Annotated in this window: 14 protein-coding genes; 1 reads left to right on the top strand and 13 read right to left on the bottom strand. The window is 71.6% G+C overall.

Annotation, left to right across the window (positions count from 1 at the left end):
- Positions 1-4: 4 nt before the first annotated feature.
- The 13 genes from PIR02_03170 to PIR02_03110 form a co-directional block, all read right to left on the bottom strand.
- Positions 5-682 carry a hypothetical protein gene (locus tag PIR02_03170; protein ID WZH37672.1) on the bottom strand — a complete coding sequence of 226 codons (678 nt, stop codon included), beginning with the start codon at positions 680-682 and terminating at the stop codon, positions 5-7.
- A gap of 53 nt (positions 683-735) precedes the next feature.
- Entirely contained in the window at positions 736-1,590 is an 855-nt protein-coding gene (gene panB, locus PIR02_03165; protein WZH37671.1) for a 3-methyl-2-oxobutanoate hydroxymethyltransferase, read from the bottom strand.
- Positions 1,587-2,462: a pantoate--beta-alanine ligase gene (gene panC / locus PIR02_03160; GenBank protein ID WZH39073.1), complete on the bottom strand. Its 876-nt coding sequence runs from the start codon at positions 2,460-2,462 to the stop codon at positions 1,587-1,589. Before panC ends, panB begins: the two co-directional genes overlap by 4 nt.
- Positions 2,463-2,464: 2 nt before the next feature.
- A complete protein-coding gene (locus PIR02_03155) occupies positions 2,465-3,229 on the bottom strand; it encodes a DUF2520 domain-containing protein (GenBank protein ID WZH37670.1) in 765 nt (254 codons plus the stop codon).
- Positions 3,230-3,321: 92 nt separating this feature from the next.
- On the bottom strand, positions 3,322-4,332 hold the full coding sequence (locus tag PIR02_03150; GenBank protein WZH37669.1) for a LacI family DNA-binding transcriptional regulator: 1,011 nt from the start codon (positions 4,330-4,332) through the stop codon (positions 3,322-3,324).
- A 12-nt stretch (positions 4,333-4,344) separates the two neighbouring features.
- Complete coding sequence (locus tag PIR02_03145) at positions 4,345-5,175, bottom strand: hypothetical protein (protein WZH37668.1); 831 nt, start codon at positions 5,173-5,175, stop codon at positions 4,345-4,347.
- Entirely contained in the window at positions 5,172-6,083 is a 912-nt protein-coding gene (locus PIR02_03140; GenBank protein WZH37667.1) for a sugar kinase, read from the bottom strand. The genes PIR02_03145 and PIR02_03140 overlap by 4 nt, the downstream gene beginning before the upstream one ends.
- Positions 6,083-7,378, bottom strand: a complete 1,296-nt coding sequence (locus PIR02_03135; protein ID WZH37666.1) for a DUF4038 domain-containing protein — start codon at positions 7,376-7,378, stop codon at positions 6,083-6,085. The genes PIR02_03140 and PIR02_03135 overlap by 1 nt, the downstream gene beginning before the upstream one ends.
- A gap of 32 nt (positions 7,379-7,410) precedes the next feature.
- A complete protein-coding gene (locus PIR02_03130; protein WZH37665.1) occupies positions 7,411-8,676 on the bottom strand; it encodes an enolase C-terminal domain-like protein in 1,266 nt (421 codons plus the stop codon).
- Positions 8,673-9,554: an NAD(P)-dependent oxidoreductase gene (locus tag PIR02_03125; GenBank protein WZH37664.1), complete on the bottom strand. Its 882-nt coding sequence runs from the start codon at positions 9,552-9,554 to the stop codon at positions 8,673-8,675. The genes PIR02_03130 and PIR02_03125 overlap by 4 nt, the downstream gene beginning before the upstream one ends.
- Positions 9,551-10,480: a carbohydrate ABC transporter permease gene (locus PIR02_03120; GenBank protein WZH37663.1), complete on the bottom strand. Its 930-nt coding sequence runs from the start codon at positions 10,478-10,480 to the stop codon at positions 9,551-9,553. The genes PIR02_03125 and PIR02_03120 overlap by 4 nt, the downstream gene beginning before the upstream one ends.
- Positions 10,477-11,424, bottom strand: a complete 948-nt coding sequence (locus PIR02_03115; GenBank protein WZH37662.1) for a sugar ABC transporter permease — start codon at positions 11,422-11,424, stop codon at positions 10,477-10,479. Before PIR02_03115 ends, PIR02_03120 begins: the two co-directional genes overlap by 4 nt.
- 56 nt (positions 11,425-11,480) lie before the next feature.
- On the bottom strand, positions 11,481-12,842 hold the full coding sequence (locus PIR02_03110; GenBank protein ID WZH37661.1) for an extracellular solute-binding protein: 1,362 nt from the start codon (positions 12,840-12,842) through the stop codon (positions 11,481-11,483).
- A 201-nt stretch (positions 12,843-13,043) separates the two neighbouring features.
- Here PIR02_03110 and PIR02_03105 point away from each other — a divergent pair, with 201 nt between their 5' ends.
- The gene (locus tag PIR02_03105; GenBank protein ID WZH37660.1) at positions 13,044-16,088 is read left to right on the top strand and encodes a sugar-binding protein; all 3,045 of its coding nucleotides are present in this window, start codon (positions 13,044-13,046) and stop codon (positions 16,086-16,088) included.
- Positions 16,089-16,120 lie beyond the last annotated feature (32 nt).

Genomic DNA, 16,120 nt, shown 5'->3' with positions numbered 1-16,120 from the left:
GACGTCACCTGTCGTCGCTCGACTCGCGCATGAGCGAGCTCCGATACTGACGCCGGAACGATCCGCGGATGCCGAGGGCGCCCTGCCGTCGCGGGTGTCGTCTCCGCATTCGCGGACCGTGCTTGAGTCGCAGGTATTCCCATGATGCCGCCGCGCGCTGGAGCGAGACCAGGCACCCGGCGAGCGCGACCCCGATGAGCAGCGGCATAGCACCGGTCACCGCGGCGACGTCGACGACGTCGCTGCCGAGAAGCGCGTTCGGTCGGAACGCTGCCCGTGCACGGCCGAAACCGTCTGTTCCCCCGTTCAGATAGACGTGCTCCTTGACGATCAGATCGTCGTCACTGACCCACGTCCCGTAGGGGCGGCAGCCGCCGCGGGGGCGCTTTTCACAGCCCGTTTGCGTGAAGGTGCCCCAGATCTGCGGCTGTCCGAGGTCGATCAGACTGGCGATCAGGAGCGCTGTCAGGGCAACGGCGAGTGCACTCAGGGCGATCGAGATCGCGATCCGGCCGGCACGAGACCCCCAGGCGCTCCACCGTCCGGAGTTGACGCTCGCGCTCCTCGCGGCGGCGGCCCGTCGCGACGCCCTCCCGGGGCTGGCGCCGGTGTGCTGCTCGCTTCGGCTGCAGGTGTATCCCTGCGGATCGGGGCCTTCGTCATGCGGGCAGGGTCGCCGCACTGAGACCGTTCGCGGTCAGCGACGGTTCGACACCCGAGGCGAGCCGCGGGCGCTCAGAGCCCGTCGATGAACTCTCGCACCGCTGCCGCGGCATCCGGAGCCGCCCGGTACGTGTGCTCCGCCGAGGGGAAGAGTCTCTCGCGCACCTCCCGGGCGTACGCCTCGACGCCCTCGACCATCGCGTCGCCGAGCGCCGCGTAGCGCTTCACGAAGACCGGGGCCCGGCCCTCGGTGATTCCGAGCAGATCGTGTTGCACGAGCACCTGTCCGTCGGCGGCGCCGGCTCCGATGCCGATCACGGGGATGCGGAGGGCCCGGCGGATCTCGTCGACCACGTCTGCGGGAACGGCCTCGATCACGAGCGCGAACGCGCCGGCATCCTGCACAGCGAGAGCGTCGCGCGCGACACGGACAGCGTCGTCGGTCGTGCGCCCCTGGGCGCGCAGGCCGCCGAGCGCTGTCGCGGTCTGCGGCGTGAGCCCGACGTGCCCGACGACCGGGATACCCGCTTCCACGATGGCCCGCACGCGAGAGAGTCGCGCCGGGTTCGCGCCTTCGATCTTGACCGCGTCGGCGCCGGCCTCGTGAACGAAGCGAATCGACGTCGCGACCGCCTGCTCGTCGCTCAACTCGGTCGACCCGAACGGCACGTCGCACAGCAGCAGCGGAGTCTGTACCGCCCGGCGTGCCGCCTTCGAGAGCATGAGCATCTCATCGAGCGTCACGGAGGTCGTGTCGGGGTGGCCGAGCACCACCTGCGCCCCCGAGTCTCCGACCAGCACGATGTCGACCCCGGCGCGCTCAGCCACCCGGCCCGAGGCGAAGTCGTAGGCCGTCACCATCACGATCGGCGTCGCGGCTTCCGCGAGCTCCCGGAGTCGGCGGAGGGTCACTTTGGGGCGCGTCATGGGAGGCTCCTCGTCAACGGGATGAGGTCATCGACGCCGAGAACCACGTTGTCGATCAGCCGGACCGCTCCCACCCGCACGGCGAGGGCGAGCAGCGCCGGGCGCACGACCTTTGCGATCGGTTCGAGGCTGTGGGCGTCGACGATCGCGACGTACTCGGGATCCAGCTCCGCCGCCACGAGCTCGTCGCGCACGACGTCCGCGAGGCGGTGGGGATCGCGGATGCCGGAGGCGAAGGCATCCTGAGCCGCTCGAAGCGACCGTGGGATGACGGCTGCGACAGCCCTCTCCTCGGGCGAGAGGCGCGTGTTGCGACTAGAGCGCGCGAGACCGTCGTCGTCGCGCGAGGTCGGGCGGGTGACGATCTCGACGGGGATGCCGAGGTCGCCCACCATGCGGCGCACGACGACGACCTGCTGCGCGTCTTTGGCGCCGAAGTACGCGCGGTCGGGCTGTACGGCGAGGAGCAGTTTGGCGACGACCGTGGCGACACCGTCGAAGTGGGAGCGGCCGCGGACCGCGCCCTCGAGCGTGTCCGTGATCGCTCCGCCGACGGAGACCGTCGTCGCGAAGCCCGCCGGATACATCTCGGCGGGGGAGGGCGCGAAGACGAGGTCGGTGCCGGCCTGGTCAGCCAGGGTGACATCGGCGTGCTCCGTGCGCGGGTACGCGTCGAGGTCCGCAGCCTCGCCGAACTGGGTCGGGTTCACGAAGATCGACAGCACGACCGTGGCGTTCTCAGACCGCGCGGCGCGAAGCAGCGAGAGGTGCCCCTCGTGGAGGGCGCCCATCGTCGGGACGAAGCCGACGCTCTTTGCTCGGCGCGGGGCGAGTGCCGCGCGCAACTCCTCGACGGTGCGCACGATACGGATGGTCACGGGACGGCCTCGATTCCGGCTCGTTGGGTGGCGGCGAGATCGCGCGTCGCGTCGACGAGTGCGTCGAAGAGCGCCAGGCGATCGGGCAGGCGCTCGGCGACGGCGTCGCGCTGGCGCGCGATCGTGGCCGTGTCGCCGCGGGAGACCGGGCCGGTGAGAGCGGCGGCCGCTCCGCGTTCGGCCCAATTGTCGATGGCGGCGCGGACGAGGGGGACGAGCGCTTCTCGCTCGATCCCCGCTGTCGCCGCGAGATGCTCGGCCATTCCCTCGAGCGTCACGAGGAAGTTCGCCGCGACGGAGGCGGCCGCGTGATACGCCGCACGGTCTTCGTCGTGGACCTCGACGCCCGTCATCCCCAGCACCTCGGCGAGGGTCGACGCGACCGCGAAAGCGGCAGGGGTCGTCCCGGCGAGCGCGGCGGTGACCCCCGCGAACGATGCTCCCGCGCCAGTGACCGTCATCAGGGGGTGGATGCTGAACGCCTCGTGCGGCCGCAGGACCGTCAGGTCGAGCGCGCCCGACAGGTGGCCCACGATGCGGCCGGGGGCGATCGCGCGCGCGGCGTCGGCGATCGCGGCGTCCGGTACCGCGAGGAGGACGACTCCGGCATCCGTGCCCGACTCGCCCCGGCCCGCGGGACCGATGACCGGTACGTCAGCGGCCTCGAGCGCGGCGACGAGCGCCCGGCCCATGCGACCGTCACCGACGACGAGGACGGGCCCGGACAGTGGCGGGGCGGAGGGAGGGGGAGGCGAGGTCATGTTCCTGTGGCGATGGCCTCACGGGCGGCTTCGCCGCCTTCCACCGTACCCGCTCGTGCTCACGGCAGGACGCGTGCTCGGGGGCGACCTCGTCAGCGGGCCGTCGACAGACCCTGCACGAGCCGCGCGGGTTCGACGTGGCGGCCGGGCGCGTACTCCTCGCCCGCGATGACGTCGGCGAGGTAGTTCGCCGCGCGGTCGCCGAGGGCGCTCAGGCGCAGGTCGATCGTGGTGAGGCTGTTGTCGTCTTGACCGGTCAAGCCGGCGAGGTCGTCCATGCCGGTGATCGCGACATCGACGGGCACGCGGATGCCGGCCTCGGCCAGGACCCCGGCGACGGCCGTGGCCATGGTGTCGTTGCCGCAGCAGACGGCGTCGAACTCGCGACCGGAGGCGATGAGGCGCTGCGCGGCCTCGCGGCCCCAGGCCTGCGACCAATCGCCGCGGAACACGAGCGCGGGGTCGAGTGCGAGACCGGCCTCGGAGAGGGCGTCGGCGAGGCCGGCGGACCGATCTCGCGCCGAGCGGTCTTCTTCGGAGGCGATCACGTGCGCGATGCGGCGGCATCCGATCGACACGAGGTGCTCTCCCGCGAGACGGCCCGCGCCGTAGCCGTCGTGGAGGAACGACGCGTCTTCCGCGTCGTCGGAGTGCCCGTAGGCGTAGACCACGGGAACGGCGAAGCCCGCGCTGATGGAGTGGATGTCGGAGCTCGACCCGTCGCCGATGACGAGGAGACCGTCGATGTTGCGGGCGCGCAGCTTGCGCGCGGTCGCCGCGAAGAGCGCCCGGTCGAGGTGGGCGTCGGACACCAGCACCGAGAGATCACGCGCGCCGAAGGCGGTGGTCGCGCCGGTCAATACCGGCATCGTGAACGCACCCGGGGCGTTGACGGTGAGGACGCCGATCGTGGCGCTGCGCCCCTGCGCGAGGAACTGGCCCAGGGCGTTCGGCTGGTAGTCGAGGCGCTTGGCGACCGAGAGGATGCGCTCGCGCGTGGCATCCGAGACCTTGCCCTGCCCGCGCAGCACTTTCGATGCCGTGGGGACGGACACTCCAGCCAGCGCCGCCACGTCGCGGAGGGAGATCGCGTCTTTCGCCATTGCGGATCGAGTTTAGGGGGTCGGGGCGTCGACGCCGCGGACCCCGAGGAGCAGGCGTGAACGCACGGTCTCGCGGGGCGCGACCTCGATCGAACCGAGGGCGTCTCCGGGGTGCGCGTACGGATCGGACGAGGGCTCGAGGCCGACGGCATCCACCGCTGCCCACCAGGGGAAGCCGACGGATCCTCGCCGCTCGCGCCAGACGAACAGGCGCGGGAACAGGTGCGGATCCCACGCGAGGTCGACGCGGAGGTCGCGGCTCGTGATGCGCAGGGAGCCGGCATCGCCCGCGATGTCGTCGAATCCGGCCGACGGGGCAGGGGCCACGGTGATGTCGCGCTCGCCGGTGCGCACCGTGCCCGGGTCGTCGAACAAGGCGCCCGCGAAGGCGGGGTGCTCGGCCCATCCGATGCGCACGGCGCCGGCGGAGGTGTTGCGCACGACGGTGTCGAGGTGGAGCTCGCCGTCGACGAGGGTGACGGAGCGCTCGATCTCGAGCGGCACCGTGCGCAGGAGGACCCGCGCCCGACAGGACGTCTTGTCGTGTTCGAGGGTCCAGGTGCGCCATGCCGCCTCGCCGTGGAAGGGCTGGCGGGGAGCGACGTCGGTCGGGGGGTCGCCGGCGCGGGGGAGGAGGACGTGCCATCCACCGGGGTACCGCCGGTGCCACTGCGCACTGGAGTCGGGCAGGGCGAACCCGTCGCGCGGCTCGTCGCCCCACGGCGTCGTCGCCAGGATTTCGGTCCCGGTGGGCACGTGCGTCAGCGAGGCGATGCGCGCACCCTCGGCGTCGATCTCGGCGCGAAGGATGCCGCTGTCGATGACGACGCGCGTGTCGCTCATCCCGTCACCTCATCGAGCCGTTCGCGCGTCGGGAAGCCGGTGTGGTCGCCCGGGTCGGCGACGACCTGCGCGGCGCACCATGCGCCGCGACGCAGCGCCCCGTCGATCGGCGAGCCCTCGAGGACCGCCGTGATCCATCCTGCGGCGAAGGCGTCGCCGGCACCCACGGGATGGTGGGGCGGAGGGATCTCGACGGCGTCGGTGCGGCGCAGCCCCTCGGCGTCCGCCGCGAGGGCTCCGTGTCGCCCGAGCTTCACGACGACGGTGCGCGGCCCGCGCGAAAGCAGGGCGGCGGCCGCGGCCGCGGCGTCATCGAGACCCGTGAGCACGCGCGCCTCGTCTTCGTTGCACAGCAGTGTGTCGACGTGGTCGATGACGTCGTCGACGGTGTCGCGGAGCCCGGCGTCGTCGATCAGCTGGGTCCGGTGGTTGGTGTCGAGCGAGACCGGGATGCCACGCCCCGCGGCATCGCGGATGGCACGCTCGAACATCTCCCGTGGTCCCTCGCCGAGCGATGGCGTGATGCACGAGGCGTGGAGCCAGTCGACATCGTCGAGGTCGACGCCGTCGACATCCGACGCCGTCAGTCCCGCCGCCGCGGAACCCGCGCGATAGTGCTCACTGCGCACGACGTCGTCGCTGAGCCGTTCCTTCACGATCAGCCCCGTCTTGCCCCCGGGCACCGCGCGCACGGCGGCCTGGTCGATGCCTTCGGCCGCCAGCGTCTCGCGCACGAGCCGGGCGAACGCGTCGTCGCCGAGGCGCGACATCCACGTCGCCCGGTGCCCGAGGCGGGATACCCCGACGGCGGTGTTCAGCTCGGCTCCCGCGACGGCGATGGCGGACGGCCTCCCCGCGTCGACGGAGAACGTCGCGAGGGCTTCCCCGAACGTGAGGACGTGCGCCATCAGTCCGCGTCCGGAGAGCCCGCGTCCGGCGCGAGGCCCCGAACGACGTAGAGGGCGTCGCCGGGGAACTCCGGCTGCTCCAGCCGGACGCCGCCGTCGACCTCGGTCCAGCGGGCGGCATCCGGTCGGCGTGCGGCGAGGTCGTACACGCGCACGTCGAGCTCGGCGGTGGCGCGACCACGCAGCGTCAACGCGAAGGCGGACGGTGCGTACACGGCGACGACGCCCTCGGGGGTTCGTCCCGCGACCGCGCCCGAGGGCTCGGCGGCGAGGAGTTCGGCATCCCCGTCGAGACCCCACAGTCGCTCGCTCTCGACGACACGGCGCAGGAACGACACGTCGTCGGCGCCCGGGAAGGCCGCGGCGACCGAGAACGGGAAGGGGTGGCCGTGCACGTCGCCCGCGGCGAAGCCCTCACCACGGCGATGCCACGACCACACGCCGTGCGCGCCGTACCCGAGTCCGGCGGCGGCTCCCGCGACGACGCCGGTCCAACTCGCCCGGCGCACGTCGGCGGCGGAATGCCGCTCACGACCGGCGAAGCGACCGAGCCCCTCGTAGCAGGGCTCGAGGTTGATGACGGGACGGGCGACGTCCATCGCGCGGTAGTACCGGGTGAGCTCGGCGGGGAGGGTGTCCCAGGCGTCGTTGTGTCCGGATTGCAGGCCGTGGAAGTCGAGCAGTCCACCGTCTGCGATCGCGGCGGGCATGCGCGCGGTCGGGGTGTCGTGCCAGGTGATGAGTTGCCCCGGCGCCAGCTCCCGAACCTGCGCGGCGACGGCGCTGTAGCGCTCGAGCGCGGTGTCGTCGTTGAGGTCGTCGTCGCCGGAGACGATCCAGATCGGGTCGAACCGGGCGAAACGGGCGACGACGTCCGCGACGTACGACGCCGTCTGCTCGGCATCCATCACGTGATCCGGGGTGAGTCCCGCGCCCCATGTGCCGGGCACGAAGTTGTTCCACAGCAGCACGAGCATCGGGGTGAAACCGTGCGCCCGCGCCGTCGTCAGAACCCGTTCGGCGTCGTCCCAGTAGGCGGGGTCGCCCGCGGCGAAGTCGATGCGGCCGTCGCGGATCGCGTACGGCGATCGCGTGCCGCTGGAGCGGTCGTGTTCGATGGGCAGGACGCTGAACAGCAGGGCGTTGAAGCCCTGGCGACGCCGACGCTCGAGGTGATCGAGCCATTCGTCGGGGCTGGCTCCGCCGAACGCGGCCCACACGGTGTCGGCGAGCAGGAAGGTCGGTTCTCCGCCGCGCAGCAACCAGCGTCGCGACGGGGCCAGGGTCCAGGACATACGTGTTCTCTCCTCGAGAGGGGCGGGGGTGGTCACGGGGCGATCAGGGCTCCATCGGGGGCGCGCACCTTCGCCGCCCACGCGTCGTGGCCCGACAGGCCCGCCGGGAAGCGGGCGGCGGCCCGCTCGTCGACCTCGATGCCCCACCCGGGTGCGTCGTTGGGGGTGAGCCACCCGTCGACGATGTCGATCATCCCGGGGAAGACCTCGTGCGTCGCCTCGTTGTAGACGTGGCCCTCCTGGATGCCGAACGCCGGCGAGGTGACATCGACCGCGACCGCGGCCGCCACCGCGAACGGGGAGGCGTCGCCGGGAGAGTGCCACGCGGTGCGCACGCCCTCGATGTCGGCCAGGACCGCGAGGCGGCGCGCCGCGCTCACCCCACCGACGTCGGAGAGGTGTGCCCGCAGGTAGTCGACCTGGTGTTCGCGCACGAGACGGGCGGCGTCGGTGAACGACGTGGCGAGCTCGCCCACGGCGATCGGCACGGGGGAGGCTCGGCGCACCTCGCCCAGTCGGTGCCAGTGTTCGGGGGCGAGCACGTCTTCGACGAAGAACGGCCGGTACGGCTCGAGGCTCCGCGTGAGGGTGATGGCCTGGCTCGGACTCAGTCGCGAGTGCACGTCGTGCAGCAGTTCGACGCCGTCGCCGAGCTCCTCGCGGACGTGGGCGAACAGCCGAGGCGTCGCGACGAGGTAGTCCTCGACGCGCCACCCGGCGGGGTGCTTCGCCCAGGAGAACTCGCCCGGCAGCGGAGGGGCTCCGTAGTGCCCGGTGCCCTGCTGCCCGACCTGGATGCGGACGTGACGCTGGCCGGCGGCGATGAGTTCGCGTGCGTGGGAGGTCGTCGCCTCGGCGTCGGCGCCTTCGGCGTGCAGATACGTGTCCGCCGCGGCGCGGACCCGTCCGCCGAACATCTCGTAGACCGGCATCCCGGCCCTTTTGCCCGCGATGTCCCACAGCGCCATGTCCAGACCCGAGAGGGCGTTGTTGCCCACCGGTCCTTCGCGCCAGTACCCGGTGAAGCGGACCAGCCGCGTGAGGTCGTCGATGTCGCCGGGGTAGCGGCCCACGACGAGCGGGCGCACGTGCTCGAGGAACGCGACGACGGCCTGCCAGCGCTGGGTGAAGGTCGCGCAGCCGTAGCCGTACAGTCCCGCCTGGTCGGTGTCGACGCGCACGACGACCAGGGGGATGCCTTCGGGGGCGGTGACGATCGCGCGGACATCGGTGATGCGCACGTCTTCACGCGGCAGCCAGGGTTGCGCGAAAGCGGGGTCGGTCGGGGAGAGGGTCATCGTTCGCTCCTGAGCAGGGACGCGCGTTCGGTGGCGGTGCCGTCGTGGATGGATTCGCTCGGCTCGAACCCGAGCAGGTCGCGGGCGACGCTCGTGTCGACGAGCGCGTCGCGACCCGAGATCGGGCGGGAGAGCACCGTGCCGGGCGCATATCGCGCCACGAGTTCGGCCGAGGGGAGGGGGAGCAGCGTGTCAGCGGCGCTCAGGGGCACGACGGGCGCCCCGGTGACGTCGGCATCGATCGCACGCTGCACCGCCCGGGTGGCGTCGTGCATCGTGAGGTACGCCCAGCCCTCGCGCGCCAGTCGCGCGGGGTCGCCCTCGACGTCGTGCGCCGCGTCGCGAAGCACGTCGGGCCACTTCACCAGGGGGAAGCGCAAGGCCACCACGTCGAGCCCGTACCGGCGGTGGGCGTACGCCGCGGTCCGCTCGTCGACGAGCTTCGAGAGCGAGTAGGCGTCGGCGATGTCGGGCGGGGTGTGCACATCGAGAGGGAACGCGGGCGGGAACGCACCGTGCGGGTTGTTGGGGTAGCCGATGGCGTTGATGCTGCTCGCGATGACCGCGCGGCGGACACCGCGCTCCCCGGCGATGGTGAGCACGGTGAACGTGGCGGCGGTGTTCACGCGGAACACGTCGATCGGGGTGCCGAGGCTCGGGTGCGGGATCGCGGCGAAGTGGGCGACGGCGTCGACATCGTCCATCGCGTGGGCCACCACGTCCGGGGAGGCCGCGTCGCCCTCGATGAGGCGGTCGGCGGGGTGCTCCGACGAGAACGACAGCGACAGGGCGGTGACCGCGTGCCCGGCGGCGACGAGGCTGTCGCTGACCGCGCGACCGATCTCACCGTCGGCGCCGGTGACGAGGATGCGGCTCATCCCTTCACCCCGCCCGCCATGCTCGCGCCGCGCAGGAACTGGCGCTGGAAGATGAGGAACAGCGCGACCGGGATGATGAGCGACAGGAACAACGCCGCCATCTGCACGCTCAGTTCCGTCTGCTCGGCGAGCCGGGGCAGCGCGACCGACACCGGCTGGTTGTCGGGGGTCGGAAGGACGAGCAGGGGCCAGAGGTAGTCCTTCCAGGAGGCGACCACGGTCAGCAGACCGACGACGCCGAGGATCGGTCGCGCCAGCGGGAGGACGATGCTCCAGAGGATGCGGAGGGGGCCGGCGCCGTCGATGCGGGCCGCCTCGTACAGGTCGGCGGGGATCGCCTCGAGGAAGCGCGAGATGATCAGCACGTTGAACGCCGTGGCGCCGGCGGGCAGCCACACGGCCCACCACGTGTCGATGAGCGAGAAGCCGAGGATCGGGAGCTCGCGCACCGTGAGGTACAGCGGTACGAGCGAGACGATGCCGGGGATGAAGAGGGTGGCGAGGATCGCGCCGGAGAGCAGCTTGCCCCAGCGCGGGCGCAGCACCGTGATGACGAAGGCCGCGGTCGTCGAGACGAGCAGGGTGGTCACGACCGAGCCGGCCGCGAGGATCGCGGTGTTCGTGAGGTAGTGGCCGATTCGACCGCGTTCCCACGCGATGCCGAGGTTCTCCCACTGCACCACGCCGCTGGAGAAGAACGAGAACGGTCCGCGGATGAGGTCTTGTGTCGGCGAGACCGCGGCGAGGGCGAGCCAGAGGATCGGCCCGAGACCGGCGATGATCAGCGCCGCGAGCACGAGGACGTGACCGACGGTCAGACTGACGCGCACCGAGGGGCGGGAACGGTCGGCGTCGGAGATGTTCGTGCGCGAGAGGGGCTCGGGGGCCTCGACGGGGCGACGGCGGCCGAGGGTCAGCAGGCTCATGAGCGGCTCCAACTGCGCGTGAGGCGGAAGTAGGCGAGCGAGAACAGGCCGAGGACGAGGGCGAGCAGCACGCTCAGGGCGGTCGCGGCGCCGTAGTCGACCCGCGTGAAGGCGTAGTCGTAGATGGTCATGAGCAACGTCTTGGTCGCGCCCTGCGGTCCGCCGCCGGTGAAGAGGAACGGCTCGGTGAAGACCTGCATCGTGCCGATGATCTGCAGGAGCAGCATCGTGCCGATGATGCCGCGCATCTGCGGGAGCGCGACGTGCCAGACGCGGCGCCAGATGCCCGCGCCGTCGAGTTCGGCGGCCTCGTACAGCTCGCCGGGGATGCTGGTGAGGGCCGCGATGTAGATGATGACGGCGGTGCCCGCGCCCGCCCACGTCGTTTCGAGGACGATCGAGGGCATCGCGCTCGCCGGGGAGTTCAGCCACGGCAGGGGTCCGATGCCGACCCAGCCGAGCACGGTGTTGAACAGGCCGTCGGCGTCGGGGGCGTAGAAGAACTTCCACAGCAGGATGGCGACCACCGGCGGCACCATCACGGGGAGGTAGGCCAGGGCGCTGAAGTACCAGGCGCGTGAGCGCATCTCGGAGATGAACACCGCGAGGGCGAGCGGCACCGGGAAGCCGAAGACGATCGCGAGCACCGTGTAGAGGACGGTGTTCGCGGTGGCCTGGGGGAGCCCGGGATCGCTCAGGACGTACGCGAAGTTGTCCCACCCGACGAAGTCGCTCTGCCCGGTGAGCACCACGCGCTGCACGCTCATCACGAGCGAGCTGAGGATCGGTCCCCACGAGAAGTAGGCGTAGACGAGGATCGCGGGGGCGGCGATGAGCAGGGCCGTCAGCCCGGGACGCCAGGAACGCCGGCGGCGCGGGATGCGCGAGGGGGAGGCGGCGGCGGTGCGCGCGGCGGTGCGCGGTCGCTCGTCGAGATCGGTCATGGCTGTCTCCGGGGGAGGGAGGGGCGGGCCGTCGGGCGGCCCGCCCCGAGGGGTGGTCAGCGACCCAGGCGCGACTGCACGTCGGTCTGAGCGGTGCTGAGCAGGGACGGGATGTCGGCGTTCTGATCGGTCAGCACGCTCTGGACGACGGTGTCGAGCGCGCCGTAGACCTCTTGCGCGTTGTTCACCGGCTCGGCGACGACGGGGATGGATGCCGAGGCCTCGAGGTACGGGGTGAAGTTGGCGCTCGGGACGTTGATGTACTGCGCGATCCAGTCGAAGTACGAGGCGTACTGGTCGCTGTTGACGACGGCGAGACCGGGCAGGCCCGTCACGGATCCGGCCTCGTTCGACGCCTTCGCATCCTCGACGGCGGTGGTCTCATCGAGGAAGCGCTGCAGGTAGAAGAACTTCACCCACTTCACCGCGGCCGTCTTCTGCTCCGCGCTCGCCTTCGGGTCGACGATCTGCACCGTGCCGCCGCCGAGGGTGCCCTCGGCGCCCTTGAGCTGCGGCATCCCGCCGATACCGAAGTTCTCGGCCGGCAGCTTCAGGTTCTGGACGATGTTGTAGTACGAATCGCTCGCGCCGATGATCATGCCGATCTTGCCGGCGGCGAAGTCCTGACCCTGGGTCGGGATGTCGTAGAGCGTGTTCTCGGGCATCGTGCCGTCTTTCCACCGCATGTCGCTGAGCAGCTGCAGCGCCTGGGTGGAGGGCTTGTCGTCGAAGGTGGCCTTCGAGCCGTCTTCGTTCTCGACGGTTCCGCCGAACGAATAGGTCATGCCGGAGAACTGCCACCCGCCGGTGTTGGCGGTGGTGAGCACGGAGAAGCCCGCAGCGCCCGTCGCATCGTGGATCTTCTTCGCCGCGGCGCGCACCTGGTCCCACGTGGTGGGCGGGGAGTCGGGGTCGAGCCCCGCTTGCGTGAACAGGGCGCGGTTGTAGACGAGGCCGAACGAGTACGCGTTGGTCGGGATGGCGAACGCGCGTCCGTCGCTGTTCTCGGCGAGCTTGAGCACCGTGGGGTTGAGGCTGTCGAGCAGGCCCTCGGCCTGGAGGGCGTCGGTGAGGTCTGCCGCCTGACCGCGCTTGATGAGGCCGGCCGGCTCGGTGAGCGGCACGCTCATGACGGTCGGCAGGCTGCCGCCGGCGGCGAGGGCCTGGAAGGTCGAGGCGTCGTAGCCGGTCTCGACCGGCTCGAGGTCGATGTCGGGGTTGGCCTGTTCGAAGGCCTCGACGCGCTTGTCGAAATAGGCGCGGTCCTCGGGGCGGTCGGCACTGGGCCGGTCGCCGATCTGGATCGAGACCTTGCCGTCGGCGGTTCCCGTGGAGGGGGAACTGCAGCCCGCGAGGGCTGCGGCTGACAGGCCGCCGAGTGCGATCACGGCGACGACGGAACGGACACGTTTCGTCATTGAAACTCCTTGGCGAAGAGCGGAAGCAAGAGGGAAATCGCTTGCCCTGAGATGTCTAGCACTTCTCGGCCCGGCCGTCAAAGACAGATTCGCCGACTTTGTTTCTCGGTGATTCCCGTGTTGACAGATCGGCGAGCGTCTCTCAAACTACTCGGGGCAAGCGCTTGCCCGAATCCGAATCCGCTCGACGAGGAGAAATTCGTGTCCTTCCCCCTCAGCTCGTGGTCCCGGCGCGTATGCGTCGCGGCCACGGTTCCGGCCGTGCTGCTGAGCACGGCGCTCATCGCCCCGGTGACCGCGGCCACCGCGGCCACGTCCACCGCGGCCACGTCCACCGCGGCCACGTCCACCGCGGCCACGTCCACCGTCACGCTCACCCCGGTGACCACCGGCAATCTCTTCTCCGCCGGCGAGACGCCGCGGATCGCCTACGCCACCGACGCGGCACAGCTGTCGTGGCAGGTGTCGGACCAGACCGGGGCCGTCGTGGCGGACGGGAGCGAAGCCGCCGACGGCATCCTGGATCTGCCGACCACGGCGCTCGGGTGGTATCGCCTCGTCGTCTCGGTCGACGACGGTGCCGCGCGAGCCGAGACGAGCTTCGCCGTGCTCGCGGATCGGGATGCCGCCGACTCGGCCACCGGTCGCTTCGGCGCCGCCACGCACTACGGACAGTCCTGGAGCACCGACTCGATGCCCACGCTGGCGACGGGCGGGTTCGCGCAACTGCGCGACGAGGTCTACTGGAGCGAGGTCGAGACCCAGAAGGGCGTCTACGACTGGGAGCGGCCCCGCGCAGAATTCCTCGACGCGGCCCGCGATGCGGGCGTGCGTCCCCTGCTCCTCGCCGGCTACGGCAATCCGCTGTACGACGAGGGCAACGGGCCGGTCAGCGACGAGGCGGTGTCGGCCTACTCCGCCTACGCCGCGGCGATGGCGACCGAGTTCGGCGACCAGGCGTCGGGTATCGAGGTCTGGAACGAGTGGGACCTGGGCCTCGGGGGCAATACGAACACCTCGCCCGAGGACTACGTGAACCTCCTGGCCGCCGCGGCCCCCGCTGTCAAGGCCGTCGCCCCCGACCTCCCGGTCATCGGCCCCGCGGTGGCGAACCTCAACACCGACTGGCTCGAGCAGACGTTCCGCCTCGGCGCCTTGGACGACATCGACGGTCTCGTGTTGCACCCGTACAGCTACCCGGTGTCGGCGGACGCTCTCGATGAGACGCTCACCCGCATCGACGCGTTGGTACGCGAGTACAACGGCGGCGTGAGCAAGCCCCTGTGGATCACCGAGCACGGGTGGCCCACCGGTACCAACGCCCGTGCGGTGTCGGAGCGGGAGCAGGCGTCGAACATCGCCCGGTCCGCCGTCATCGCCGCCGCGCACGACGCCGCCCGCTACTACGTCTACGACCTCGTCTCCGACGGGACCGATCCCGCCGAGACCGAGCAGAACTTCGGTCTGCTGCGCGCCGCCGACGACTCCCGCGGGGCCTACACGCCCAAGCCGTCGTTCGCGGCGTACTCGGTCGCCGCCGCGCACCTGGCGGGAGCCACTCCCGCGGGGCGCGACGACACGGTCGCGGGCGTCCGACAGTTCGTCTTCGACACCGCGGAAGGGCCGCTGCGCGTGCTCTGGTCGGACTCGCCGCAGACGCTCCGGCTGAGCGCCGATGCGGCCCTCGAGGTGACCGACGCGTACGGCCGGTCCGACACCCTGGATGCCGCGGGTGGCGACGTGTTCGTCTCGGTCGACGACGATCCCCTCTACGTGCGCGGACCCGTCACCGCGGTCAGCTCCTCCGGGACCGACCTCCGACTCGACGCGGGAGTCGTCGGCGCCGACGTCACGGGCCAGTGGAGCGTGTCCGGTCGCTCGGACGCGGCGGCCGCGCAGTGGCGCCTGACCCTGCCCGATGGGCGCGCCTTCACCCAGACGACGGCCGGCACGGAGACGGTCACGGCCGCGATCACCGCCCCCGCGCCGCAGCAGACCGGAGCCTACGAGAGCGTGGCGCGTCTGTTCGACGGCGACCGCGCCGCCGGCGTGCTGCGCGCCGCCACCGAGATCAGCGAACCGGTCACGCTCACGGGGACCCAGGCGATCTCGGCCGAGGGCGACGACGTATTGCGGCTGCGGCTGACGAACGCCTCGACCCGCGACCTCCCTCTGTCGGGGCTGTCGTACACGCTGGCCGGGGCCACGGCCCCCGTCGACGTCCCCTCGACCCTGCCCGCGTCGGACGCCGTGAGCGTCGACGTCCCTCTCGGCGACCTCACCGCTCGTCAGACGTTCTCGGCCGATGCGATCGTGGACGGGGCGACGGTGCGAACCGAGGGCGCGGTGGCCCCGCTGTCGGTCACCGACGCATACGCCGCAGCGAACCGACGCATCGCGGTGGACGGGACGCTCGACGACCTGGCAGACCTTCCCTCGACCGTGTTCGCATCCGAGGGCACGACGACACCGCCGACCGCCGAGGATCAGTCGGCGCGTGCGTGGCTCACGTGGGACGACGACGCGCTCTATCTCTCCGCCGACGTCGTCGACGACGTGCACGATCAGCCCGCGACGGGAGCCAACATCTGGCAGGGCGACTCGGTGCAGTTCACCGTCGCCGGCGGAGCACCGGGAGCGGCCGAGGTCTGGCACGAGTTCGGCGTCGCGCTCACCTCGGAGGGGCCGCAGCTGTACCGCTGGCTCTCGGTGGGGCAGGGAGCCGGCACCGTGCCGGGCACCACGGTCGCGGTCTCGCGCGACGAGTCGACGCGCCACACCGTCTACGAGATCTCGGTGCCGTGGAGCGCCCTCGCGGGCGTCGACCGCGACGCGGCTCTGCTGTCGAGCGCGATCATCGTGAACGAGGCCGACGGCGAAGGCCGCGACGGATACCTCGCCTGGGGCGGCGGGATCGCCGCCGAGAAGGACTCCGCGCAGTTCCGCGCCGTCCGGCTCCTCGCCGCGGTCGACCCGGGCGACGGCGGGGGCACCCCGGGCGAGCCGACCCCCGGCCCGAGCGCCGAGCCGACCCCCGGCCCGAGCACCGAGCCGACCGCCGGGCCGACCCCCGGCCTCGACGGCGGATCGACTCCGGATGCCGGTGCCCCGGGCACGGGCTCGTCTCCGAGCTCGCTCGCGAGCACGGGTACGCCCGAGGTCCTCGGCATCCTGTTCTCCGGTCTCGGAATCCTCGTGGTGGGCGCCGGAGTGCTGCTGTTGCGTCGCCGCCCCGAGCGCCGCTGACCCGACCGGGTGCCGTCCTCACGGGGGCGGCA

It is taken from the genome of Microbacterium enclense (assembly GCA_038182865.1).
GTDB classification, from domain to species: domain Bacteria; phylum Actinomycetota; class Actinomycetes; order Actinomycetales; family Microbacteriaceae; genus Microbacterium; species Microbacterium enclense_B.
The sequence above is the reverse complement of the archived record's forward strand: the minus strand, read 5'-3'. Positions and strand labels throughout refer to the sequence as shown.

Bases quoted from the DNA above. Each gene is read 5' to 3' on its own strand.
- panB (WZH37671.1), bottom strand. From the start codon at position 1,590: ATGACGCGCCCCAAAGTGACCCTCCGCCGACTCCGGGAGCTCGCGGAA.
- PIR02_03155 (WZH37670.1), bottom strand. From the start codon at position 3,229: ATGACCTCGCCTCCCCCTCCCTCCGCCCCGCCACTGTCCGGGCCCGTC.
- PIR02_03150 (WZH37669.1), bottom strand. From the start codon at position 4,332: ATGGCGAAAGACGCGATCTCCCTCCGCGACGTGGCGGCGCTGGCTGGA.
- PIR02_03145 (WZH37668.1), bottom strand. From the start codon at position 5,175: ATGAGCGACACGCGCGTCGTCATCGACAGCGGCATCCTTCGCGCCGAG.
- PIR02_03140 (WZH37667.1), bottom strand. From the start codon at position 6,083: ATGGCGCACGTCCTCACGTTCGGGGAAGCCCTCGCGACGTTCTCCGTC.
- PIR02_03135 (WZH37666.1), bottom strand. From the start codon at position 7,378: ATGTCCTGGACCCTGGCCCCGTCGCGACGCTGGTTGCTGCGCGGCGGA.
- PIR02_03130 (WZH37665.1), bottom strand. From the start codon at position 8,676: ATGACCCTCTCCCCGACCGACCCCGCTTTCGCGCAACCCTGGCTGCCG.
- PIR02_03125 (WZH37664.1), bottom strand. From the start codon at position 9,554: ATGAGCCGCATCCTCGTCACCGGCGCCGACGGTGAGATCGGTCGCGCG.
- PIR02_03120 (WZH37663.1), bottom strand. From the start codon at position 10,480: ATGAGCCTGCTGACCCTCGGCCGCCGTCGCCCCGTCGAGGCCCCCGAG.
- PIR02_03115 (WZH37662.1), bottom strand. From the start codon at position 11,424: ATGACCGATCTCGACGAGCGACCGCGCACCGCCGCGCGCACCGCCGCC.
- PIR02_03110 (WZH37661.1), bottom strand. From the start codon at position 12,842: ATGACGAAACGTGTCCGTTCCGTCGTCGCCGTGATCGCACTCGGCGGC.